At 53.9% G+C, this 24023-nt stretch carries 24 protein-coding genes; 13 read left to right on the top strand and 11 right to left on the bottom strand.

The features are described 5' to 3' along the window. Nucleotides 1-29 precede the first annotated feature (29 nt). Nucleotides 30-1490, bottom strand: coding sequence for an MDR family MFS transporter (locus QMZ30_RS14295; protein WP_283227871.1), 1461 nt, complete (start codon nucleotides 1488-1490; stop codon nucleotides 30-32). Between the two features lie 384 nt (nucleotides 1491-1874). Here QMZ30_RS14295 and QMZ30_RS14290 point away from each other — a divergent pair, with 384 nt between their 5' ends. The 4 genes from QMZ30_RS14290 to osmV are packed head-to-tail and all read left to right on the top strand — an operon-like array spanning nucleotide 1875 to nucleotide 5336. Continuing rightward, on the top strand, nucleotides 1875-2591 hold the full coding sequence (locus tag QMZ30_RS14290) for an ABC transporter permease (protein ID WP_283227870.1): 717 nt from the start codon (nucleotides 1875-1877) through the stop codon (nucleotides 2589-2591). A gap of 25 nt (nucleotides 2592-2616) precedes the next feature. Beyond that, nucleotides 2617-3534: a glycine betaine ABC transporter substrate-binding protein gene (locus QMZ30_RS14285; RefSeq protein WP_283227949.1), complete on the top strand. Its 918-nt coding sequence runs from the start codon at nucleotides 2617-2619 to the stop codon at nucleotides 3532-3534. A gap of 9 nt (nucleotides 3535-3543) precedes the next feature. Continuing rightward, entirely contained in the window at nucleotides 3544-4191 is a 648-nt protein-coding gene (gene osmW / locus QMZ30_RS14280) for an osmoprotectant ABC transporter permease OsmW (RefSeq protein ID WP_283227869.1), read from the top strand. Further along, complete coding sequence (osmV, locus tag QMZ30_RS14275; protein ID WP_039336135.1) at nucleotides 4191-5336, top strand: osmoprotectant ABC transporter ATP-binding protein OsmV; 1146 nt, start codon at nucleotides 4191-4193, stop codon at nucleotides 5334-5336. The genes osmW and osmV overlap by 1 nt, the downstream gene beginning before the upstream one ends. A gap of 92 nt (nucleotides 5337-5428) precedes the next feature. Here the strand turns inward: osmV and QMZ30_RS14270 are convergent, their stop codons facing one another. The 4 genes from QMZ30_RS14270 to QMZ30_RS14255 all read right to left on the bottom strand — a co-directional run bounded on the left by QMZ30_RS14270 (nucleotide 5429) and on the right by QMZ30_RS14255 (nucleotide 10035). Further along, nucleotides 5429-6799 (bottom strand): nucleobase:cation symporter-2 family protein, encoded by a 1371-nt coding sequence (locus tag QMZ30_RS14270; protein WP_283227868.1) that lies wholly within the window; start codon nucleotides 6797-6799, stop codon nucleotides 5429-5431. Between the two features lie 176 nt (nucleotides 6800-6975). Next, complete coding sequence (gene bioD / locus QMZ30_RS14265; protein ID WP_283227867.1) at nucleotides 6976-7680, bottom strand: dethiobiotin synthase; 705 nt, start codon at nucleotides 7678-7680, stop codon at nucleotides 6976-6978. Between the two features lie 105 nt (nucleotides 7681-7785). Next, nucleotides 7786-9003, bottom strand: coding sequence for a sugar metabolism global transcriptional regulator Mlc (gene mlc / locus QMZ30_RS14260; protein ID WP_283227866.1), 1218 nt, complete (start codon nucleotides 9001-9003; stop codon nucleotides 7786-7788). Nucleotides 9004-9138: 135 nt separating this feature from the next. Beyond that, nucleotides 9139-10035 (bottom strand): LysR family transcriptional regulator, encoded by an 897-nt coding sequence (locus QMZ30_RS14255; RefSeq protein ID WP_283227865.1) that lies wholly within the window; start codon nucleotides 10033-10035, stop codon nucleotides 9139-9141. A gap of 94 nt (nucleotides 10036-10129) precedes the next feature. On the opposite strand from QMZ30_RS14255, the gene ynfM reads away from it, so the two are divergent. The 3 genes from ynfM (at nucleotide 10130) to QMZ30_RS14240 (ending at nucleotide 13326) form a co-directional block, all read left to right on the top strand. Then, entirely contained in the window at nucleotides 10130-11386 is a 1257-nt protein-coding gene (gene ynfM / locus QMZ30_RS14250; RefSeq protein ID WP_283227864.1) for a multidrug efflux MFS transporter YnfM/SxtP(Kp), read from the top strand. 166 nt (nucleotides 11387-11552) lie between these two features. Then, nucleotides 11553-11810 carry a hypothetical protein gene (locus tag QMZ30_RS14245; RefSeq protein ID WP_283227863.1) on the top strand — a complete coding sequence of 86 codons (258 nt, stop codon included), beginning with the start codon at nucleotides 11553-11555 and terminating at the stop codon, nucleotides 11808-11810. A gap of 331 nt (nucleotides 11811-12141) precedes the next feature. After that, nucleotides 12142-13326, top strand: a complete 1185-nt coding sequence (locus QMZ30_RS14240; RefSeq protein ID WP_283227862.1) for a sugar transporter — start codon at nucleotides 12142-12144, stop codon at nucleotides 13324-13326. 62 nt (nucleotides 13327-13388) lie between these two features. Here the strand turns inward: QMZ30_RS14240 and bhsA are convergent, their stop codons facing one another. After that, nucleotides 13389-13646, bottom strand: coding sequence for a multiple stress resistance protein BhsA (gene bhsA, locus QMZ30_RS14235; protein ID WP_039336118.1), 258 nt, complete (start codon nucleotides 13644-13646; stop codon nucleotides 13389-13391). A 293-nt stretch (nucleotides 13647-13939) separates the two neighbouring features. Here bhsA and QMZ30_RS14230 point away from each other — a divergent pair, with 293 nt between their 5' ends. Beyond that, nucleotides 13940-14593: a TetR/AcrR family transcriptional regulator gene (locus QMZ30_RS14230; RefSeq protein WP_283227861.1), complete on the top strand. Its 654-nt coding sequence runs from the start codon at nucleotides 13940-13942 to the stop codon at nucleotides 14591-14593. Nucleotides 14594-14637: 44 nt separating this feature from the next. Here QMZ30_RS14230 and rhaM read toward each other — a convergent pair whose 3' ends face one another. From rhaM to rhaB, 4 genes are read right to left on the bottom strand one after another with little or no spacing between them, the layout of a single operon-like run. After that, nucleotides 14638-14952, bottom strand: a complete 315-nt coding sequence (rhaM, locus tag QMZ30_RS14225; RefSeq protein WP_283227860.1) for an L-rhamnose mutarotase — start codon at nucleotides 14950-14952, stop codon at nucleotides 14638-14640. Further along, entirely contained in the window at nucleotides 14942-15787 is an 846-nt protein-coding gene (rhaD, locus tag QMZ30_RS14220; RefSeq protein ID WP_283227859.1) for a rhamnulose-1-phosphate aldolase, read from the bottom strand. The genes rhaM and rhaD overlap by 11 nt, the downstream gene beginning before the upstream one ends. A 10-nt stretch (nucleotides 15788-15797) precedes the next feature. After that, complete coding sequence (locus QMZ30_RS14215; RefSeq protein WP_039334391.1) at nucleotides 15798-17054, bottom strand: L-rhamnose isomerase; 1257 nt, start codon at nucleotides 17052-17054, stop codon at nucleotides 15798-15800. Then, a complete protein-coding gene (rhaB, locus tag QMZ30_RS14210; protein ID WP_283227858.1) occupies nucleotides 17038-18519 on the bottom strand; it encodes a rhamnulokinase in 1482 nt (493 codons plus the stop codon). Before rhaB ends, QMZ30_RS14215 begins: the two co-directional genes overlap by 17 nt. Before the next feature lie 288 nt (nucleotides 18520-18807). Between rhaB and rhaS the strand changes: the two genes are divergently transcribed. Together rhaS and rhaR are read left to right on the top strand one after the other, a co-directional pair. Further along, on the top strand, nucleotides 18808-19629 hold the full coding sequence (gene rhaS / locus QMZ30_RS14205) for an HTH-type transcriptional activator RhaS (protein ID WP_283227857.1): 822 nt from the start codon (nucleotides 18808-18810) through the stop codon (nucleotides 19627-19629). Nucleotides 19630-19641: 12 nt separating this feature from the next. Next, the gene (gene rhaR / locus QMZ30_RS14200) at nucleotides 19642-20505 is read left to right on the top strand and encodes an HTH-type transcriptional activator RhaR (RefSeq protein ID WP_283227856.1); all 864 of its coding nucleotides are present in this window, start codon (nucleotides 19642-19644) and stop codon (nucleotides 20503-20505) included. Between the two features lie 35 nt (nucleotides 20506-20540). Here the strand turns inward: rhaR and rhaT are convergent, their stop codons facing one another. Then, nucleotides 20541-21575, bottom strand: a complete 1035-nt coding sequence (gene rhaT / locus QMZ30_RS14195) for an L-rhamnose/proton symporter RhaT (protein ID WP_283227855.1) — start codon at nucleotides 21573-21575, stop codon at nucleotides 20541-20543. Between the two features lie 366 nt (nucleotides 21576-21941). Here rhaT and QMZ30_RS14190 point away from each other — a divergent pair, with 366 nt between their 5' ends. The 3 genes from QMZ30_RS14190 (at nucleotide 21942) to aldA (ending at nucleotide 24015) form a co-directional block, all read left to right on the top strand. Then, entirely contained in the window at nucleotides 21942-22265 is a 324-nt protein-coding gene (locus QMZ30_RS14190; protein ID WP_039334379.1) for a hypothetical protein, read from the top strand. A gap of 14 nt (nucleotides 22266-22279) precedes the next feature. Next, nucleotides 22280-22378 (top strand): YoaK family small membrane protein, encoded by a 99-nt coding sequence (locus QMZ30_RS14185; protein WP_008108862.1) that lies wholly within the window; start codon nucleotides 22280-22282, stop codon nucleotides 22376-22378. Between the two features lie 200 nt (nucleotides 22379-22578). After that, nucleotides 22579-24015: an aldehyde dehydrogenase gene (gene aldA, locus QMZ30_RS14180; protein WP_283227854.1), complete on the top strand. Its 1437-nt coding sequence runs from the start codon at nucleotides 22579-22581 to the stop codon at nucleotides 24013-24015. The last annotated feature ends 8 nt before the right edge of the window (nucleotides 24016-24023 follow it).

The following is a 24023-nucleotide window of genomic DNA, read 5'->3' as shown; positions in this document are numbered from 1 at the left end:
CTTACCGGGCGGCACTCAGCCGCCCTTTTCTATTCGGCTTCCGGCCTTTGGCGTGGCATCAGCCATGCAATCCACAACGTCAGCATGGCAATCAGCAGCGCGACCACAAACACCCAATGCAGTGACGTGGCAATCTGACCAATCCAGTTATGCAGCGTGCCTTCCGGCAGTGCCTGACGGCTCTCATGCGACATGATTTTTTGCATCGGATCGTCGGCCTGCGGCAGACGCAGTGCGAGGTTGAAATTCAGCACCGCTCCCATCAGCGCGGTGCCCACCGCCGAACCCAGCATACGGCTAAACATGATTGATGCGGTACAGATGCCGCGAATTTCGTAGTGCGCATGGTTCTGCACCGAGACCAGGAAAGTGGTGCTGGTCATACCCATGCCGGTGCCAATCACAAATGCCGTGAACCCCGCCTGCATAATTGAGCTGTCGGCGCGTAACAACAGCAACAGTGCACTGCCCGCGATGAGTAAAAAGGCCCCCAGTTGAGCAGTGAAGCGATACGAGGTGACCAGCATTAATCTGCCACTGAGGGTACTCGCCAGCGGCCAGCCAATGGACATCATCGCCAGCGCACTGCCCGCCTGCAACGGCGTGCCACCGTTAATACCTTGGATCCACGTAGGCAGAAAAGCGCTGATGCCCATCATGGTGGCGCCAATAATCAGATTTCCGGCATTGCCCGCCACAATCAATCGGCTACGCCAGATGGCCAAGGGAAACAGCGGCGCGGCAGCACGCTGTTCGTGCTGCTTCAATTGCCAGCCGGCCAACAGCGCTAATAGCAGGAATGCCAACAGCCAGTAACCCAGTGCATCCGCTTGTAACAGCGCCACCAACAGTGCCGTGACGCAGATCATCAGCCAGCAGCTGCCGGTGAGATTGAGCTTCGCGCCTTTATGGTGTTCGCGCGCGGGCAGGAATTTCGCCAACAGTAAGATGGAGAATAAACCGATCGGCACATTTATCCAGAAAATGACTGACCAGTTAAAATGCTGTACCAGCCAGGCGCCACTTAACGGTCCGATGATGGCCGCCACGCCCCACACGCTTGAGAGCCAACCCTGCACGCTGGCGCGTTCGCGCGGTGAGTAGATATCGGCCACGATGGTGGTGGTGAGCGGCATAATCGCCCCGGCACCCAGGCCCTGAAACGCACGGAACAGAATCAGCCACGTCATGGTATGCGCAAACCCGCATAGCACCGAACCGATAAGAAACAGCGAGACACCAATGAAAAATAACCGTTTCCGCCCCCACATATCCGCCAGACGACCGTATAAAGGTACGCTCACGGCCTGAGTCAGCAGATAGATAGAGAATACCCAGCCGAACTGCGAAAAACCGCCGAGTTCAGCAATGATCGTAGGCATAGCGGTAGCAACGATGGTGACTTCGATCGCCGCCATAAACATGGCTAACATGCAGGCGATGAGGATCCAGTGGCGATGTTCCGTATTCAATTGTGCAGTTTCAGTCATACGTCTCCCTTTTTTACCTTCAAGGCTAGCTGATTTTCCACCAGACGAGTTTCCTCTGCGTGCTTCCATTAGTGACAACGTCACTCAAATCGATGAAATTTTTTTATTGTCGGATGATGCCTTATTTCATGCGGGTTAACCGCGATTTCGCCCCTTTTCTATCTGCCTGATTTTACCGTAAAAACTGGCGAATTACGGTAAGCATTGCTATAGCTTTTAAAGCCTCTTTCCAGTTATTCGCTGAGAAAGAAGTTAGAAAGAGTCATTTTATCTGCATTTTGACAGGGTGAAGGATTTTCGTACGCAACGTCTTAGGCATTACGCTGACATCCTGAGAATGGCATCACCATATCAAACGAATTTTTGAATCAGGGAGACACTTGCATGCAAAATGCATCGCTCGTCCGCCGAACCGGGCTGGCACTGCTGGCCATTGTTGCGGTGATTGCGCTGCTGGTTTGGGGCATCGGACTCAATACCCTGCGTGACCGTAAAGAAGACTTGATTTACCTGGGTCAGCAGCATCTGTTTTTGGTTTTCTGGTCGATGTTCTTCGCACTGCTGGTGGGTATTCCCAGCGGGATCTTACTGAGTCGCCCCTTTGCTCGTCGTTGGGCTGAGTATGTGATGCAGATTTTCAATGTCGGTAATACCCTGCCTCCGCTTGCTGTATTGGCGCTGGCGATGGTGATTGTCGGCATTGGTGACCGTCCGGCATTGATCGCCCTGTTCCTCGCTTCATTACTACCTATTGTGCGCAATACCTATGCCGGCTTAAGCGCGGTGCCGCCGTCGCTGATTGAAGCCGCCAACGGTATCGGCATGACCAAATTCCAGCGCTTGATTCAGGTGGAAATCCCCAATGCCTTGCCGGTCATTCTGGCTGGTGTGCGTATCGCCACAGCGATTAACGTGGGTACTGCGCCGCTGGCATTCCTGATTGGTGCCAGCAGCTATGGCGAACTGATCTTCCCTGGTATCTATCTTAATGACTTCCCAACCCTGATCCTCGGTGCAGTGGCAACAGCGCTGTTTGCCCTGATCCTCGATATGCTACTGGCAGCATTGGGACGTTTCCTCAGCCCGCACTCTGCGGCTTAACACAAGGAGCTAAGTGATGGGTAAGATGCACTGTTTAACGCGCTGGGCCAGGCACACTGCGCTGGCACTGGCCGCCACACTGGCTATCAGCCAGACCGCTGCGGCAGCCACACCGATTGTCATGGCCACCAAGAGCTTTACCGAACAGCACATTCTTTCCGCGATGACGGTAATGTGGCTTCAGAAGAAGGGTTTTCAGGTGGTGCCGAAAACCAATATCGCCACCACCATTGGTCGCAACGCGATGATCAATAAACAGATTGATATGACCTGGGAGTACACCGGTACGTCTCTGATCATCTTTAATCACATCAATAAACCGATGTCCTCTGAAGAAGCCTATAAAACGGTGAAACAGCTTGATGCCAAACTCGGTTTAATCTGGCTCGATCCTGCGCCCATGAATAACACCTACGCTTTTGCTATGACGCGTGCCCGCGCTGATAAAGAGGGTATCAGCACCATGTCGCAACTGGTGGCGAAACTGGAAGAGGTACGCAAGAACGATCCCGATCATAACTGGAAGCTGGGTCTGGATTTGGAGTTCTCTGGCCGTTCCGATGGCCTGAAACCGCTGCAGAAAGCCTACAACATGCCGCTGGATCGCCCGCAAATTCGCCAGATGGACCCCGGCCTGGTCTATAACGCTGTGCGTGATGGTTTTGTCGATGCGGGCTTGATTTACACCACCGATGGCCGCGTAAAAGGCTTTGAACTCAAAGTCCTGGAAGATGACAAACATTTCTTCCCAAGTTACAACGTCACGCCAGTGGTGCGCCAAGACGTACTCGACAGCCATCCCGGCCTGGAAGCGGCACTGAATCAACTCTCGCCTTTAATCACAGATGAAGCGATTACCGAGATGAACAAGCGTGTCGATATTGATCACCAGTCCCCTGAGCAGGTGGCGCGTGATTTCCTGAAATCTAAAAACCTGCTGTAAGGAGGCATCATGGATACTTTGCATTACATGATGAGCAATTGGCACACCCTGATGGCTCTGACCTGGCAGCACACCTGGCTGGTATTGGTGGCGGTCGGATTCGCCATTATTGTTGGCGTCCCACTGGGCATTTTGATTGTGCGATTTAAATGGCTGGCTACTCCGATTCTCGGCATTGCCACTATCGTGCTGACGATTCCTACCATCGCCCTGTTTGGCCTGATGATCCCCCTGTTCTCGATGATCGGTCAGGGCATCGGTGCACTTCCCGCTATTTGTGCCGTGTTTCTTTACTCATTACTGCCGATTGTTCGCAACACCCACACAGCACTGGAGAATTTGTCGCCGGGTTTGCGCGAAGCAGGTCGCGGCATTGGCATGACCTTCTGGCAGCGCTTGCGCTGGGTCGAAATCCCTATGGCGTTGCCCGTGATTTTTGGCGGTATTCGCACTGCGGTGGTGATGAACGTTGGCGTAATGGCGATCGCCGCCGTGATTGGCGCAGGCGGTTTGGGTCTGCAACTGCTTGATGGCATCAGCGGTAGTGATGTGCGCATGTTAATCGCGGGCGCACTAATGATTTGTTTGTTAGCAATTGTGCTTGATTGGCTACTGCACCGTTTGCAGTCGGCGCTGACTCCTAAGGGGATTCGATAATGATAAAGCTGGAAAACCTGACGAAAACCTTTACGCAGAAGAACGGCACCTCTTTTAACGCCGTCGATAACGTTAGCCTGGAAGTGCCCGCCGGTGAGATGTGTGTGCTACTCGGTCCTTCTGGCTGTGGCAAAACCACCACCTTAAAAATGATTAACCGTTTGATCCCAGCCAGCAGCGGCAAGATTTTGATCAACGGTGAAGATACCAGCGGACAAGATACCGTGACGCTGCGTCGTAATATTGGCTACGTCATCCAACAGATTGGTCTGTTCCCGAACATGACCATTGAAGAGAACATTACGGTAGTACCGCGCATGCTGGGCTGGGATAAGAAGCGCTGCCGCGAGCGTGCGACCGAGTTGATGAGCATGGTGGCACTGGACCCAACTAAATTTCTCCACCGCTATCCGCGTGAGATGTCGGGTGGACAACAGCAGCGTATCGGCGTGATCCGTGCATTGGCCGCTGATCCACCGGTGTTGCTGATGGATGAGCCTTTCGGTGCCGTCGACCCGATTAACCGTGAAGTGATTCAGAACGAATTTCTGGAGATGCAGCGTCAGTTGAAAAAGACCGTGATGCTGGTGAGCCATGATATTGATGAAGCACTGAAACTGGGTGACCGTATTGCGGTATTTGGCCAGGGTAAGATTGTGCAGTGCGCGAGCCCGGATGAATTACTGGCGAAACCGGCCAATGATTTTGTCGGTTCGTTTGTTGGTCAGGACCGTACCCTGAAGCGCCTGCTGTTAGTCCAGGCAGGAGATGTTACCGATCAGCAGCCAACCATCACCGTGCAGCGCAGCACCCCACTGCTGGATGCTTTTGCCACCATGGATGATAATGATATGCGCTCTGTCACTGTGGTGGATGAAGACGGTAAGCCACTGGGCTTTGTGAAACGCCGCGAAGCGCGAGGTGCAACCGGCCGCTGCGAGGAGATGCTGCATACCTTTAAGGTGACAGGGAAAGCGGAGGAGAATCTGCGCGTGGTGCTATCCAAATTGTATGAGCACAACACCGTGTGGATGCCGATCGTCGACGAGGAAGGCCGCTACAGTGGTGAGATTTCACAGGACTATATCGCGGATTATCTGAGTTCCGGACGCACGCGCCGCCGATTGAATCCTCAAGTTCCATAAGTCCAGGTGCGCATCAATGCGCACCCTACAAAAACCTCACTTGCTTGTCGTAGGGTCGCCACTAATGGCGACCACTAACGTTCTGCCCTCAATCAATGAGACTCCTCCACCGCTTCCACCGCTAACTCATCCCCTCGCTCGGAAGGCAGGACCACGTTAAGAACAATCGCCAGAATGCCACCGGTGGTGACCGCATGGCCAAACAGATTACTCACCAACAGCGGGAACTGTTTCAGTACATCGGGTACCGCTTCTACGCCTAAACCGATGCCAAAGGAGACCGCAACGATCAACATCTCTCGCCGCCCCAGCGGGGATTGCGTCATCACACGGATACCTGCGGCAACGACACTGCCAAACATTACCAGTGTGGCTCCGCCCAGGACCGGCGGCGGTATCTGCTGCAACAGATTGCCAATCACCGGGAACACACCGAGCAGGAGCAGCATCACGCCAATCACCATCCCCACATAGCGGCTGGCGACGCCGGTCATCTGAATCACACCATTATTTTGCGCAAAGGTGGTGTTGGGGAAAGCAGAGAAAACGGATGCCAGCAAGCAGCTCACGCCGTCGGCCAGGATGCCGCCCTGCAAACGCCGCTGGAAACTTTCTCCTTCAATCGGCTGCTGTGAGATCAGACAGTTCGCGGTCAAATCCCCCACCGCCTCAATCACGCAAATGACTGAAACCAGCGCAATCGGCACAAAAATCGTCCAGTCAAAGCTGAAGCCAAAGTGGAAGAAGGATGGCAACACCAGCCAGTGATCCCCAGACATCGGTTTGATCGGCATATGGCCGGTCAATGCAGCGGCCAGGCAGCCCACTGCAATTCCTGCTACCACCGCCACCAGACGCGTCCAGCGATTACGCGAACGGTTTAGCACGATAATCACCAGTAATGTCAGCGCACCTAACGCCAGATTGCCTGGTGCGCCAAAGTCGGTCGCACTGTGCCCGCCAGCCCAATCGGTGATACTCACTTTAATCAGGCTGATGCCAATCAATGTAATCACGGTTCCGGTCACAACGGGAGTCAGGACTTTTCGCAATGTGGTCGCACAGCGGCTGATCAGCATCGGAATAAACGCAGCAACGAAGTTGCACCCCATGATCATCGCCATAATATCCTCCGGCGATCCACCGCGCGCCTTCACCATCAAGCCACCGGATAGAATTACGCCGAGAAACGCAAAACTGGTGCCTTGCAGGCAGATCATCCCGGCGCCAATGCCCATAAAGCGGCGCGCCTGCAGAAAGGTGCCTAATCCTGAAACCAGTAAGGACATGCTGATCAAATAAGGAATGTAGCTTTGCAACCCGAGCACGGAGCCGATAATCAGTGGGGGCGTAATAATCCCTACCACGCTGGCCAACACGTGCTGCAGTGCCGCAAAGAAAGCGGGGGCAAGACCAATACGGGCGTCTAACCCATACAACAAACCTTTTTGAGAATGCGACATAAGGGTGCTCCGGCAGAATATTCATCAGCATTGCTGATGCATAAATCACGCCATCGCCGCCTGTCTGGCAGGAATTTTTTCTAACGATTTGAATAAAAACAGATTAAATCAAGGATGAAAGCCAAGCTGAACCAGAAACCTTAGATTCAACTTAGCTCCATTTGCATCACTTAGTTTCACGCCCCAGCCGTTATTGCACTACCAAAGTGCAATTGTGAAGACTGTAAAAGCGAAATATCGAGATATCCAGTTAACTCACGTTGTTCGGCACGCGGTAAGTAAGGCAGCTCACCCAGCAGAGGCGCGCCGAGTTTTTCGCGCAGAACATCAATGATTTCAGTGTAATGGGCCAGGCCTGGATTAATACGATTCGCTACCCATCCGATTAACGGCAAACCATCGCGCGCAATGGTTTCTGCGGTCAGTAAAGCATGGCTAATACAGCCCTCTTTAATCCCCACCACTAACACCACGGGTAACTGTTCCTGCTGCACCCAATTTGACAGCGGTTGCAAATCATTCATCAGGCTCCGCCAGCCGCCGGTTCCCTCAACCACCACTCTCGCTGCACGCTGCTGTAATTCCGCCAGACTGCGGCTCAACAGCGCATAATCAATACGTTGTGCCGGGCTGGTGCTGATTTCGTCCTCTTCCAGAGTAATGGGATTCACCGCACTGTAGGGGAGCTCAAGGCCTGATGCTTGCTGCAGCAGCAGTGCATCTTTATTACGCAACCCGTCAGGGGTGTGCTGCGCGCTCTTAGCGACAGGCTTGTAACCTGCAGCGCAAAGTTCAGCTTTGGCAAAGCACTGTAACAGCGCGCGTGATACGACGGTTTTACCCACCGCCGTGTCGGTACCGGTGACAAAGATGGTGCTCATCTTTTTCCTCCTTCATTGAAGCGATGTGTAACTTGCGAAGGAGGCAGTGTAAGGAATTGCGGTGAGCGGCAGATTGCGTTAGCGCAAACTTAAGGCGAGCTGAGGTTAACCTTGCAACAGTTTCACCAATAAATGACCGCTGTAGAGCGAATCCTTGATAAGCGCAGCCGCGCCATGCGTACCGGGATCAGTGAAACTGGTGGGCGCAAGCTGGATATCCTGGCTGTATGCGGGCAACGCCTGCTGGCGGATAGTGCTGCTCACCGCGGGAAACAGCACATCGGCAGCCTGATTCAGCGGAGAACCGATAAGGATTTGTTGTGGATTGAAGATATTCACCATCATCGCCAACATGCGCCCGATGTGATGCCCCACACCAGCGATGACATCCCGGGCCAGCCGATCGCCCTGTTGCGCGGCCTCACACAACGAGGCGATGGTCAGGGGGGCGTTGTGCAGCACCGTATCCGGTTGCGTGGCCATGCGCTGCGCCGCCAGCTGCAGTAAGCTGCCCGTGCTGGCTACCGTTTCCAGACAACCGTGATTGCCGCAATAGCATTGCTGGCCGTAAGGGTCGATCTGCGTATGACCGATTTCGACCAACGCTCTCCCGCGCTTATGCAGTAGCTGACCACCACTGATCACGCCAGCACCGACCGTTTCATCGATCACAATCTGAATCACATCCTGTGCCCCACGCGAGGCACCAAACAGCGCTTCCGCTAGCGTCCAGGCTGAAATATCGTGCTGCACAAACACCGGTAAGCCCGTCAGCGTGGCGAGTGTCTCTCCGAGTGGCATATCCTGCACATCATATCCCGGCATGCGATGCACCACGCCGGTGGCCGCGTTAATTAATCCTGGCAAGGTGATGGCAATAGCGGTTAAACGCTCAAGTTTGTGCTGGTGGCGAACGAAAAAATCATTCACCTGATTCTGCAAAGTTTGCAACAAGGGTTGGTCGGCCTGATTGGGCAGCGGTAAACGATCTTCCTGCAACGCCCGACTACTGAGGTCGCGTAGCGTCAGTGTGATGTGTCCCGGCTGAATGCGCACCGCAAGGTAGTGCCAGGCAAAGGTATCAAGAATTAAGCCGATTGCCGGGCGTCCACGACTGCCGGGTTCCTGAAATTCGGTTTCCTGTACCAAATGCGCATCGAGCATTTCACGTACGATTTTGGTGATACTGGCGGGTGCCAGCTGGGCACGTTTAGAAAGCTCAATACGAGAAATCGGGCCGTAATGGTCAATCAGTCGATAAACCACACCTGCGTTGGTCTGTTTAATTTGATCAATGTGGCCAGGCTGACTGTCCAGATTCACGCCCTGCTCCCGGATATTTTCGCGCTTCTAAATAAACAGCAGCTATGGTGATGCAGATTGACAGGCAGCGTCAAATATTTGATTAGAAATGTGATTTATCGCACATAAAGACTGGGCCATTATTCACCAGACGGTTCAAATTTCCGCGTTGTGCAGCATTAGCGCCATCATATTACGCATCTGAGCGCTGGGTTCACGCGTGGCTGACCAGACCAACCAAACCTCTGAAATCGCATCGGCCTCCTGCAACGGAATCCACACCACATCGGCGAGACGCGCACGACGAAACGAAGCGGGCAAGATCGATACCCCTAAACCCGTCGCTACCAGGCCGAGGATCGTCATCGCTTCCCCCACTTCCTGCGTAATAAAGGGTTTGATTTGATAACGATGCAGCAACGCAAGGGTTTCGCCATACAGTGCGGTACCGCCCTGTGGATCAAAAAAGACAAAGGGTTCAGTGGCCAGCGCCTGAATCGAGATCGATTCGGCATCGGCAAGTGGATGGGCCCAGTGCACCAGCGCGCAAAGCGGTTCGCGCAGCAGTACCCGATGTTGCAGATCATTCGGCAGTGGCGTATTGCGCATCACGCCAAGATCAAGCCGCCCCTCGTGCAGCGGCGCTAACTGCTGTCGCGTATTGTTTTCTTGCATCTGGATGTGCACTTCCGGCCAGCGCTGGCGAAACTGATAAAGCGCATCGGAAACCAGTCCGGTAAAAGGTGCAGATGAGGTAAAGCCAATCCTTAACTCTCCCTCTTGCCCACTGTGGATACGCGCCGCACGACTCGCCGCTTGCTCCGTCTGCAATAAGATCGCACGGGCGTCCTGCAAGAAGAGTTCCCCAGCAGGGGTAAGCTGCACGCTTCGATTGGTGCGGGTAAAAAGTTGCGCATCCACTTCCCGCTCCAGCTGCTGAATCTGCTGGCTGAGCGGCGGTTGAGAGATATTTAATCGCTGAGCGGCGCGTCCAAAATGCAGCTCTTCCGCTACGGCAATGAAATACCGCAGATGTCGCAGCTCGACATTCATATTTAAAACGTCTCATTTGAGATTATTAATATATTGTACAACCTATTTCGGCTTTTCTACAGTAAATGGACTGTTTCCAAGCCGAGGATTTTCCGTGAGTCGCTCTCCCCAGGCAGTGACACTCGATGAAGACGAGTTGTCCGTTAAGCCTGTTTCCGCCACAACCCCTTCAGAATGGATAGAACGCGGATCGCCGCAGTTTATGCGCGTCACGCTGGCCCTGTTTTCTGCCGGACTGGCCACCTTTGCGTTGCTGTACTGTGTCCAGCCAATTCTTCCAGTATTGTCGCAACAGTTTGGCGTGTCCCCAGCCGAGAGTAGTATCTCGTTATCCCTGTCCACCGGATTAATGGCTCTGGGTTTGCTGTTCACCGGCCCTATTTCTGATGCCGTTGGCCGAAAATCCGTGATGGTGACGGCATTAATGCTGGCAGCCATCTGCACGCTGATTTCCGCCACCATGACCAGTTGGCAAGGGATTTTGCTGATGCGCGCGCTGATTGGCCTGTCACTGAGCGGAGTCGCGGCGGTCGGTATGACCTATCTGAGTGAAGAGATCCATCCACGAGTCATCGCCTTCTCCATGGGGCTGTATATCAGCGGTAACTCGATTGGTGGGATGAGCGGACGCCTGTTGACCGGTGTGCTGACTGATTTCTTCTCATGGCGTGTTGCCGTTGGCGTGATTGGCTGTTTCTCACTGGCCGGCGCACTGATGTTCTGGAAGATCTTGCCTGCATCACGTCATTTCCGCCCCGCGTCACTGCGACCGCGTAGCTTGCTGATCAATTTTCGTCTGCACTGGCGCGATAAAGGACTGCCCTTCCTGTTCGCCGAAGGTTTTTTGTTGATGGGCGCGTTTGTCACGCTCTTTAACTACATTGGTTATCGTTTGCTGAGTGCACCTTGGTCACTCAGTCAGGCGGTGGTCGGCCTGCTGTCAGTGGTCTATCTGACCGGTTCATGGAGTTCACCTAAAGCCGGTGCCATGACCAGCCGTTTTGGCCGCGGTCCGGTGATGATTGGCGCGACCGCTATCATGCTGGCAGGATTGTTGCTTACCGCATTCAACTCACTTTGGATAATCTTGCCCGGCATGATGCTGTTCACCGCTGGGTTCTTTGCCGCGCACTCTGTCGCCAGTGGCTGGATTGGCCCGCGAGCGCGCCGCGCGAAAGGCCAGGCCTCTTCACTCTACTTATTCAGTTATTACGTGGGTTCCAGCGTGGCAGGAACTTTAGGCGGCGTGTTCTGGCACAATTATGGCTGGATGGGTGTGACCGCCTTTATCAGCGTGCTACTGCTCCTGGCTCTCTTCGTTGGCTGGCGCTTACAGTGCCGTAAACTTTAATACCCTTCATCCTTAATGCGGGGCCGTAGAGCCCCGTTTCTCACCGCAGACCACAAAAACCGCCGATCAAACAGTCCCACATAAAACAAAGCGTCTATTCATCGCTATAATTCATTTTATTCCAACAATAGTTAGACTTTTTTTTTCACAGCAATGAGGACGTTCGATGGAGCTTTACTATTACGTCGATAAGCACGCAGGCTATAACGACAATCATGTGGTGCATGCAACGGGATGCCCCTTCCTGCCATCCGATGGCGCGCGTCGTTTTCTTGGCACTTTTTACACCGCGACCGCCGCGATCCAGCAAGCAAGAAAGTTTTACGCCAGCGCGATGGGGTGTGAACATTGCTGCCCGGTGGCGATAAAAAAAAACCTGACCACTCAACATAGCGTGGCGCTAAAACACATGGTGAGACTCTGATAATAGTGGTTTGACAATGGCATAGCGCTTATAGGGTTTTGTTAAGCACGGCTGTCATATCGTTCTAATACAGAAACGGTCGGCTTAATTTTCCGTGGCTCTTAATGCGCTATGCGTTGCCATCGGTTGCAACCGAATGGCAACCGCAAGAATTGATAATAACCTCAGGCTATTAACTCCGGCTTTAGAGATAAAAAATATTCAGTAATAAAAACCCTGCCAACGGTTTTCATCCGCTCATTAATGCTCCACAATAGCGTCAGTTTGTGACTTAGGTCACTTAATCGGGTGCGTTTCACCCCCTCACTCGCTGTTGACCGATTTGAACTCCATGCAATCAATTACCGTCTCACGTAAAACAGCCTGGCTACGTGTCGTGCTGCTGGCTATTGCCGCTTTTGTGTTTAACACCACTGAATTTGTCCCGGTTGGACTGCTGTCGGATATCGCCGCCAGTTACGCCATGAAAACCGCCGACGTCGGTATCATGCTGACGATTTACGCTTGGGTCGTTGCGCTACTCTCTCTGCCATTAATGCTGTTAACGCGCAATATTGAGCGTCGTTTTTTACTGGCGGTGCTGTTTATTCTGTTCATCGCCAGCCATGTCCTCTCTTCTGTGGCCTGGGATTTCACCTCACTGGTGATCTCACGCATCGGTATTGCCCTGGCGCATGCGGTGTTTTGGTCGATTACCGCTTCATTGGCGATTCGCGTCGCGCCAGCCGGTAAGAAAACGCAAGCCTTGAGCATGCTGGCAACGGGTACCGCGCTAGCGATGGTGCTGGGTGTACCGATTGGTCGTATCGTTGGGCAGTATCTGGGCTGGCGCACCACCTTCGGCATGATTGGTTTGTCAGCGCTGGTGCTGTTGATCCTGCTGGTGCGCATTCTGCCTCGCCTGCCGAGTGAGCATACCGGTTCCCTGAGTAGCGTGCCGATGCTGTTCCGTCGCCCGGCGCTGGTGGCCATGTACCTGCTCGTGACCTTAGTGGTAACGGCGCACTACACCGCTTACAGTTACATCGAGCCATTTATGCAGGTGGTTGCCAATGCCGATGAGAACTTTACCACCCTGCTGTTACTGCTGTTTGGTACGGCAGGCATTATCGGCAGTGTGTTATTCAGCACCCTGGGCAATAAATTCCCCTCTGGGTTATTACTGGCTGCCATCGCCATTATTACATTGAGTATGGGTTTACTGGTGTTCGCCGCCGTTCGCCCAGCCGCTATTACCCTGGTCTGTATTTTCTGGGGTATGGCGATGATGATGATTGGTCTGGCGATGCAAGTGCGCGTGCTATCGCTGGCCCCCGATGCAACAGATGTGGCGATGTCACTGTTCTCTGGCATTTATAACATTGGGATTGGCGCGGGTGCCCTGCTGGGTAATCAGGTCAGTCTGCATATGAAAATGTCGGACGTGGGTAATGTGGGCGGGGTTATTGGCCTGGTGGCATTAATCTGGTGTATCACCATTTTCCGTCGTTATCCGCAGTTGCGTTCAAACGGTTAATACTGCAAAAAACCAGGGGCACACACTGTGCGCCCCTGCGCCTTTCACTGCGCATCGGTTAATTAGTTATAAATGACCGCTGTGCCATTTAGTTTGTTGTTGCCAGAGGTCGAAGTGATGCGGAACGACTTTGCTCCGGCAGCATTCGCCTTCTCCGATAGCTGATTCTCCAGCGAAGTCAGATTGGTGCTACCCGACGCGCTAATCACGCCAACTTGTTGCTGATTTAAAGGTGCTTCGTTCACTAACTCAGCAGCCATGCTACCAAACGCGATTGAAGACAGGGCTACAGCGGCTAATGTCATTTTGATGCTTTTCATGTTCGTCTCTCTTATGCAGATGAAATGGGTGGGTTGAATTTACTTAACAACCGTTAAGTAAATGCTAACGCCGGAGCGGCACTGGCGTCAATCATTTTATTAACGACCATTATTTTAATAACAAGTGGCGTGATTATGGGCTTCGCAGCCCTTTTTCACTTATCCGTATGAGGGGTGGCAAACCGATAAAGCACAATCGGACAAAGTGCAGCACGACAAAAACCCGCCGTGCTTGCATCTTTATTTAATGATCGGTAATTTATTTGTATGTTCAAAACGCATTGAGGTGCGCTATGACGGAAGTTATCGACACGGTTAACCGCAAAACACGTGGACGCCCAAAGGTGTTTGACCGCAACGATGCACTAGACAAAGCATTGATGCTGTTCTGGGCGCATGGCTATGAAGGCACATCGCTATCTGATTTGGTCAATGCCACGGGAGCGAAAGCGCCGACGCTGTATGCCGAGTTTGAAAATAAAGAGGGTCTGTTTCGTGCCGCAATGCAGCGCTATATCGAAACCTTTAGCGCCCAGCGTAACGCGGTGCTTAACGATGACACGCTCGATGTGAAAACGGCTATTGAAGCCTATTTCCGCGCCACTGCGGCCTGTTTTACCGAGTGTGATAAACCAGCTGGATGCTTCTTTATTTGTACATCCAGCGCCCTCTCATCGGGTTCGGAAGAGATCGCCCATATGCTGGCGCAGCAGCATCACGCTCAGGAACGCGCTTTGCAGCAGTTCCTGGATAGCCGACAGCAGCGTGGTGAGTTGTCGCAATGCGCTGACAGCGCAACTTTGGCGCGTTTTTTAGCCTGCCTGTTGCAAGGGATGTCAGTGCGCGCACGTGAAGGTGCAGCACGCGATGATTTAGATAAGATTGTGGATACGCAGATGGCCATTTGGCCGGCGTTGGCGGGATACTGTGAGCTAACCGCGAAGTAACCGGTTGGGCGCACCGCACCATGGTGCGCCCTTCAACTCCGATGCTAAGGCATAAAAAACATCGGTTTTAATGCAGTACTGACCGGGCTGTTATCCGCGTTCGACGGCATCAAATCTTTCATCGAGGCCCACCAGCGCTGGCATATTTCCGTATTCGCTACCGCTTCCCAGCGCGCCTCCGACTCAATCTCTAAGCTGGCAAACAACAGGTCACGCTCGGCATCCAGCCAAATCGCATAGTTGTGCGCACCGTGGGCCTTCAACGTTGCTTCCAACTCCGGCCAGATGGGCGAATGTCGGCGCAAGTACTCATTATGACAGTGCGCATGCACCTGCATCACAAAGGCTTTACGCAACATCGCTGCGCTCCGCCTGCAGTGCCGCTGGCCAGGGTTTGACATTAAAGCGTTCACCCAAGGCGACCAGCTGTTCCGTCGTGATACTCTGGCGAATGCCGCCCATCGACAAGGCTTTCACCACCACTTCAGAGGACTTCTCTGCGGTATCGATCAGGCCAAAGGTTTCATCCAGATTCGGGCCCGCACCAAAGATACCGTGGAACGGCCACATCACCAGACTGTGTGATGCCATGGCATCCGCAGTAGCCTGGCCAATCTGATCGGTACCCGGCACCATCCAGGGCAGGATGCCAACGCCATCCGGGAACACCACCAGACACTCGGTGCTGCCTTCCCACAGCAGACGGGTGAAGCGTGCAGAATCAAGGTTCACCACATAACTCAACGCCATAAAATTGGTGGCATGGCAGTGCATAATGACGCGGTCAACGCCGTTGGAGACCTGCTTGCGCACGCTGTGCGACTGGAAATGTGCCGCCAGCTCTGACGTTGGCAAGCCGCCGTGACTCAGACCCCAGTGAATTTTGTATGACAGCCCTTTGTCGTCAACCTGCAGCAACGCGAGGCAGTCGGCGGGATCAAGTTGCACATTACGGAAGAATTTGCCCGAGCCGGTCACCAGGAACCAGTCATTCGCCAGTGCCGGTGCAGGCTTGGTTAACTCGATGCAGCGCGGTTCGGCATAAAAATCAGCTGACCAGGCCTGCGCCTCTTCCGGCAGCAAGCGCAAACTGACATTGCCCCCATTGCGCTCGTCCCAGCCTTTTAACCACATATCACTGGTCGCCTTGACCATGTCCTGCACAAATGAAGAAGCGAGAATCGTGTTTTGCATGGGTTATCCCTTAACGTAGACGCAGTGTTTGTTGTTCGTAATGACGGACTTCGCTGAGCCAACTGGCATCAGCAGGGACATCGTGACGCAAGCACCAGGCTTCCCAGACAGCCTGCCATGGCAATGACTTTTGCTCCTCCAGCAGCGCCAGGCGTGCGGTGTAATCCCCCTCCTGCTCCAGTTTGCGCAGTTGGTCACTCGGCTCCAGCAGCGCACGCAGTAACGCCTTTTTGGCATTGCGGGTACCAATCACCCACGCCGCGATGCGGTTGATGGAGGCATCAAAGAAGTCGAGACCGATATGCACTTTGTTGAACAGCTTGTTACGCGCAATTTCAGTGGCGATGGCCTGGGTTTCATCATCCAGCAGCACCACGTGGTCGCTGTCCCAACGCACCGGACGGCTGACGTGCAGTAACAGACGCGGGACATACAGCATCGCGGTGGAGATTTTGTCGGAGATCACTTCAGTGGGATGGAAATGCCCGGCATCAAGCGTCAGCGCGGTCTGGCGGCTGGCAGCGTAGCCAAGGCAAAACTCATTGGACCCCACGGTGTAACTCTCGGCACCAATCCCGAATAACTTGCTTTCAACGGCGTCGATATGATGACTGGCATCGAGTTTTTCGCTGATCACCTCATCCAGCGCGCTGGCTAAACGTTCACGCGGTGCCAGGCGATCAATGGTGAGGTCTTTCATGCCGTCCGGTACCCAGATGTTCATCACTGAGGGCGTGCCCAGTTGTTCACCAAAATGTGCCGAGATGCGGCGACTGGCCTTGCAGTGATCAATCCAGAACTGGCGGATGCCTTTGTCAGCGTGTGACAGGGTAAAACCATCGGCACTTAAAGGATGCGAGAAGCAGCTTGGGTTAAAATCGAGCCCTAATTTATGCTGTTTTGCCCACTCCACCCAGTGGCTGAAGTGTTGCGGTTCGATGGCATCACGTTCTACCGGCGTGTCGCTTTCCAGATAGATGGCGTGCAGATTGAGGCGCTTAGCGCCTGGAATCAGCGACATGGCTTTTTCGATATCGGCGCGCAGTTCATGCGCATTACGCGCGCGTCCCGGATAGTTACCTGTGGCCTGAATTCCGCCGGTGAGCTCCCCGTTGGGATTTTCGAAGCCGCGCACGTCATCCCCCTGCCAGCAGTGCATCGACACGGGTATCCCATCCAGTTGCGTCATCACCTGCTCCACATCAATCCCTACGGCAGCGTAACGTTGTTTAGCCAGTTCATAGGCTTGTTCAATCAGCTTTGTCATAAGCAAGTTCCTTAGCAGGTTGGCTCAGTGCGGAAAATCGTGCCTGGTGGGCTGCGAAGACGCTTGAGCGCTGAGGTTCAAAAGTTTCTAACGGGAAATTCTGGCTGATGCAGCGGCGTAAATCGGCCACATCGCGCAACTCACCGAGTGCAATCAGCTGGCAGCCGACATTCCCCAAAGTTGAGGCTTCAATCGGCCCGGCGAGTACCGGCAACTGACAGGCATCGGCACATAACTGGTTCAACAGCGGATTCTGGCTGCCCCCGCCCACCACATGCAGCTGGCGTATTGGCGCATCGCGTAACTGGCTGAGCTCGCCAATCACCTGGCGGTACAGCAACGCCAGACTGTCAAAGATGGTGCGCGCCAGGGCCGCTGGGGTGTGCGGAATCGGCATATGTTGCTCGGCACAAGCGTTCTGTATTTCCTGCACCATGCTATTGGGATTAATAAAACGGTGGTGGTTGGGATTGATCAACGTGCGACAGGCTGGCTCTTGCGCTGCCTCGCCAATCAAGGCGCAGAGATCTGAGATATGCAGCTCATTGCATACGCGCTGGAGGAGCCATAAACCCATGATATTCTTTAATACCCGGTAACCCTCTGCACCGCCTTCATTGGTGATGTTGGCGTTCAACGCAGCGGCGCTGACACAGGGCTGCCAACTTTCAATGCCCATTAAAGACCAGGTGCCGGAGCTGAGGTAGGCAGCAGCATCCTGCATCAGTGGCGTGGCGACTACCGCACTGGCGGTGTCGTGGGTTGCCACGGCAATAACGGGAATTCGTTTGCCCGCAGCATTTGACCAATGTCCCACGGTGTTGCCTGGCGCGCTGGGTTTGCCAAACCAGGCGGCATCAACGCCCGCCCAGGCCAGAAGATCCCTGTCCCACTCACCGGTTTCGATGTTCAGTAACTGCGTGGTGGTGGCGTTGGTGTATTCCCAGTTCATCTTGCCGGTCAGGCGGTAATGCAGATAATCCGGGATCATCAGCGCGTGTTTCACCTGCGCTTGCCAGTCTGGCTGCTGCTGGTGCAGCGCGCGCAGTTGATAGATCGTGTTGAAGGGCAGAAACTGAATGCCGGTGCGTTGGTAGATGGCCGCCTTTCCGAGATCGTTGATGGCCTGCGCCATTTGCCCGTCCGTGCGTGGGTCACGATAACTCACCGCCTCGCCGACACGATTCCCGTTGGCATCCAGCAGCACCAGGTCAACGCCCCAGGTATCAATACCAATACTGTCCGGCACGATGCCCTCATCATCCAACTGCGCCAGCCCAGCCCGAATCTCTTGCTCCAGACGGTCAAGGTCCCAGCAGTCGTAGCCCGCACGGCGTACACGTTGATTGGGAAAGCGGCACACTTCACGCAGGCTGAGCTTTTGGCTGGTCGAGGTCCACTGCGCGAGCATTACGCGCCCGCTGGATGCGCCTAAATCAATGGCAACAATGTTACGCATACTCATGGCGTTTCTTCCTGTGATGAGAGGGCTCTAGCGTATAAATCCTGAGGTTGTGGCACCTTCCCCTTACTGCCAGCGCGTGAACCTGTCTGGCAGACGGGCAAAGATGATCGTGAGAGAGCTCACAGAACCGCATCTGGGCAGAGTTGTGAGCGTTACCGCATTTCCATCAAACACTTGGGCGATCTTGAATAAATCGCCATTTTCCTGCGCTGGACGGTTCAAATTTCAAGGTAAGGTGCCGAACGCCTGAGTAGACTCGGTTGCAAAGTTGTTAACGAGAGGCGCATCATGACCGTTTTGCACAGTGCTGATTTCTTTCCTGAGGGAAACTACGCAATTGCCATTGAACCGCGCGTTCCGCAGTCGGCCTTCCCCGAACATCATCATGATTTCCATGAAATTGTGCTGGTAGAACAAGGCTCCGGCATCCACGTGTTTAATGGCCAGCCGCAAACCTTATGTGCCGGTTGCGTCTGTTTTATCCGCGATCACGACCGTCATCTGTATGAACAAACGGACAATCTGTGTCTGACCAATGTGCTGTATCGCAGTCCCGCGGCGTTTCGCTTTCTTTCCGGCTTGCAGTCCCTGCTGCCAAGTGAAGAGGATGGCAATTACAGTTCGCACTGGCGCATCAACAACAAAGTCATGGCGCAGGCGTTGCACATTGTGACGCAGATGAAGCAGCAAGAGATCTGGTCACTGGAGCGCCAGGCGCACCAGGAGCAGCTGTTTTTGCAACTGCTGGTGCTGCTGCGCGAAGCCGGTCACAACGATCAAGCGCAGGATCAGGAAGCACGTCTGCATCGGTTGCTGGACTGGCTCAATGAGCACTACAGTGAAGATATTGAGTGGGATGCGTTGGCCGACCGTTTCTCACTGTCGTTGCGTACCCTGCATCGTCAGATGAAACAGCAGACGGGTAATACCCCGCAGCGCTACCTCAATCGGCTGCGTCTCCTGCAGGCAAGACATTTATTGCGGCATAGCGATATGCGCATTACCGACATCGCTTATCAGTGTGGATTTGGTGACAGCAACCACTTTTCTACCCTGTTCAGGCGGGAATTTGGCTGCGCGCCCCGAGCGGAGCGCCAGCAGATGATGTAATCGGAGTTTTTCATGTCGCTGATATTGAAGCGCGAAGACTATTTCCCGGCCACCAGTCTGCCGATAGCGGTGGCCGAACGTATGCCTCAACCCTCCTTCCCCCCTCATCGCCATGAGTTCAGTGAGATTGTCATTGTCTGGCGTGGCAATGGCTTGCATGTGCTGAACGATCGCCCCTGGCTGATTACCTGCGGGGACGTATTTTACATCCGCGATAATGACTGCCATAGCTATGACAGCGTCAACGATTTGGCGCTGGATAATATCCTTTACTGCCGCGATCGTTTTCGTTTGAGTCTGGACTGGAGTCAACTGCTACCACCGGAAGAGACTGATGCGCCCGGCTGCTGGCGCTTAACCACGCGCGGCATGGCGCTGGCGCGCGGTGTGATCAGTCAACTGGAGCGCGAGAGCCGCAAAAGTGATGCATTATCGATTCAACTTTCTGAAGCGCTGTTCCTGCAATTAGCGTTGATATTGCGTCGCCATGGTTATGCCGCCGATCGCCCGTGGGCGCTGCCGGAGGGAGAGCAGCTCGACCTGCTGATGTCGGCTTTGCAGGGCGCGCTGCATCGTCCATTCGATCTCAATCTGTTCTGCCAGCAAAACCAGCTCAATGAACGTGCGCTGAAACAGCTTTTCCGGCAACAAACAGGAATGACGGTTGGACACTATTTGCGCCAGCTGCAATTGTGTCAGGCGAAGTATCTGCTGCGCACTCAGGATTGTTTGATCAGTGAAGTCGCCGCACGCTGCGGCTTTGATGACAGTAACTACTTTTCGGTGGTGTTCACGCGGGATACCGGCTTGACGCCGAGTGCCTGGCGTCAGCGCTTTGTGCCACAGCGTGAGCCTCTGGACACCTCAAAAGCCTGACGATGCAGATAGCACGTCAGGCTCTCATGGCGTCTTTAGTTAGCCATGCCCAAGCCGACAATGTTTGCAGCGATGATGATCACCACACACCCCAAGGACAACACGCGCACCGGACGTTTCCCTACCGCATTCCATTCTTTCAAAATCAGGCCCACCAGCCCGCCGCACAACACATACAGGCTCATGTGCAGCATCCAGCTGACAAAATCATACTGTGGCGGGATCTTGGCGTGGCCCCACGCATAGAAGAAGAACTGCAGATACCACATGGTGCCGCCAAGTACCGCGAAGGCGATGTTGGCTATCAGCATCGGTTTGGCAACCGAGAAATCCCGGCGAATCGACAATTCTGGTTTCGCCGCCAGGCGGATAAAGCAGAATGCGAGGTTGACTAATGCCCCGCCGCCCATAATCACCACATAGCTCGGCAGTGCCACATACAGCGGGTCAATGCCCAGATTTGCCGCTGCTTCATGCATCGGTTTTGCCGCATCCATAGCAAACGACATACCCGCCGAGAAGATGCCGCACAGCACCGCCAGCACCAACCCCTTCTTCAGATTAAACTCTTCCGCATTGATACCGAGGGCACGCTCTTTTAACAAACCTGCACGCGAGACAATCGCCACCCCCACTAACGCCACCAACACGCCGAGCAGTGTCATACGACCACCCGGTGAACTGAACAGCTCAACAAAGCGGCCCTGCAGCAGCGGTGTCATCAACGTGCCGACCACCAGCGTAATCCCGATGGCGATCCCGATGCCCATCGACATGCCAAGATAACGCATGGTCAAACCGTAGTTGATGTTCCCGACGCCCCACATGGCACCAAACAGAAACACCGGCAACAGTTGCGAGAGGCTAAAACTGCTGTAGTACGCCCAGAAGTTGGGCAGCAGCACGGCACTGACCGCCCATGGCAGTATCAGCCACGACATCACGCCACCCACTGACCACATTGTTTCCCATGACCACTTTTTTACCTGCTTAAACGGAGCATAAAAACATGCGGCACTGGCGGCACCCACCAGATGCCATAAAATACCGGCAAGAATGGCACTGTTCATTGTTATTCCTTCGTAAGGTTGAGGCCCACAGGAAACCGACAGTCTCCCGATTACTGGCAGTCTACGGTGCGCCGCTTTTCGTCAGCCTTTGAATGGCTGCCGGAAAGCGTAGAGTGCTGGCAATATTCGGCGGGTCTTCAACACCAGGATCACAAAATCGGTTTTGCAGTTAAAACAGCGATTATTTTTTATAAGTGACTTATTATTGGGGATATTTTTCTTTTTTGTTGTGTTGATCAACACAGTTTTTGACTGACTGCCAGCTTGCTGCGTAACATGGCACTCATACAAAGTCTGCCCCCGTGCTTCCCCAGGAGACGTTATCGCCGTATAACGTTGGAAAAATCATCGGAACGAAGGATTGAGATGAATAGCAAAAGGTTGACGCTGCTGCTGTCACACCCGGTAAGCCGCGTGATGCTGGATGACATCCGCGCCATCGTACCGCCTCAGGCGTTGAACGTTTTCATTAATGGATTAGATGAAGATCGCTATGCCACTCTCGATTGTGTTCAGAGTGAAGAGAACTGTGCCTTGCTGGCGTCGGCGATTGTGGTGTGGCGTCAACTCGGGCACGTCCACCGTATTCATTATCAAAAAGGCGAACATCTGCGCCAGGTGGATGACGCCACACAATTCCAGTTATTCAGTATGATGAAGACGCACCGCGCCATCGTTCAACTCGCTTAATGCTCAGGATCACTATGAAAATCGGACTGCTTTTCCCTATTGCCATCATCATTGCTGGCGTCAGTTTCCTTGCCTGGTTTATCGCCAGTGGCGCCGCGATGCCAGGTTCCTGAGTTTTTAAGAACAATTCCTTAGCATTGCTAACCCGCTGAATGCGCGGCATTTCATCAGGAATGCTGCGTCTGTCGTGCTGTTCTTCCCTTCTCTGCCATCCCCTCATCTGCGCTGGCAATGACAAAAAGGTGCTACACCTTGATCTGTTTCACTCTGCATTTCACACAACATTAACGAAACCGATCGCGGAGCCCTACATATGACAACACACCATCAACATTACATTAATGGCGCGTTTGTAGCCGACCAGCATGATAAATGGATTGAAGTGATCAACCCTGCCACCGAAGCGCTGCTCTCACGTATTCCTGAAGGCACCCGGCAAGACGCCGCACAGGCAATTGCGGCTGCAGAAGCCGCACAATCGGGTTGGGAAGCGCTGCCGGCGGTGGAGCGTGGTCAATGGCTGCGTAAGATTGCCACTGCTATTCGTCAGCGTGAGCCGGAACTCACCGCCACCATCGTGGCAGAAGGCGGTAAGACGCAAGGCCTGGCGCAAACCGAAGTGATGTTCACCGCCGATTATCTGGACTATATGTCCGAGTGGGCGCGTCGTTACGAAGGCGAAATCGTTAACAGCGACCGCCCAAATGAAAACATTTTCGTGTTTAAGAAAGCCATCGGCGTCACCACAGGCATCCTGCCATGGAACTTCCCGTTTTTCCTGATTGCGCGTAAAGCGGCGCCCGCCCTGATCACCGGTAACACCATCGCCATTAAACCCAGCGAGTTGACGCCAAACAACGCGGCTATTTTTGCCCAGATCATTGATGAGATTGGCCTGCCAAAAGGCGTAATCAACTTCGTGTATGGCTACGGTCCGGAAGTGGGCCAGGAACTGGCGGCTAACCCTACCGTGGGTTTGGTCAGTTTGACGGGCAGCGTAGGTGCGGGCATCGCCACCATGGAAGCGGCGGCCAAAAATGTCACCAAAGTGTCGCTGGAACTCGGCGGTAAGGCTCCAGCTATCGTGATGGATGACGCCGATCTTGATCTGGCGGTAAAAGCGATTGTTAGCTCTCGCGTGATCAATACCGGACAAGTGTGTAACTGTGCAGAACGTGTTTATGTACAGGAAGGCATTTACGATCGGTTTATCACTGCACTCACCGCTGCGATGAAGCAAGTGAAGTTCGGCAACCCAGCTGAACAAACCGATATCGATATGGGTCCACTGATCACGGCGGCAGCGCTCGGACGCGTAGAGCAGAAGGTCGCCAATGCGGTAGCAGACGGCGGTAAAGTGGTGCTGGGCGGTAAACGCGCAGGCAATAAAGGCTTCTACTTCGAGCCCACCATCATTACCGGCGTGCGTCAGGAGATGGAGATCATGCGTGAAGAGATCTTTGGACCCGTCCTGCCGGTGATGACCTTTAAGACGCTGGATGAAGCGGTGGCATTGGCCAATGACTGCGAGTACGGCCTAACCTCATCGATTTATACCCAGAATCTCAATACCGCAATGATCGCGCTACGTCAGCTGAAGTTTGGCGAGACTTACATCAATCGCGAAAACTTCGAAGCGATGCAAGGCTTCCATGCGGGCTGGCGTAAATCCGGGATCGGTGGTGCCGATGGACGTCATGGGCTGGAGGAGTATCTGCAAACCCATGTGGCGTATTTGCAGTTCTCATAAGCGACTGC

Origin of the sequence: Pantoea sp. EA-12 (assembly GCF_030053355.1) — a bacterium.
Taxonomy (GTDB): domain Bacteria; phylum Pseudomonadota; class Gammaproteobacteria; order Enterobacterales; family Enterobacteriaceae; genus Pantoea; species Pantoea vagans_C.
Note: the sequence above shows the minus strand (reverse complement) of the source record. Positions and strands in the feature narration are given on the sequence as shown.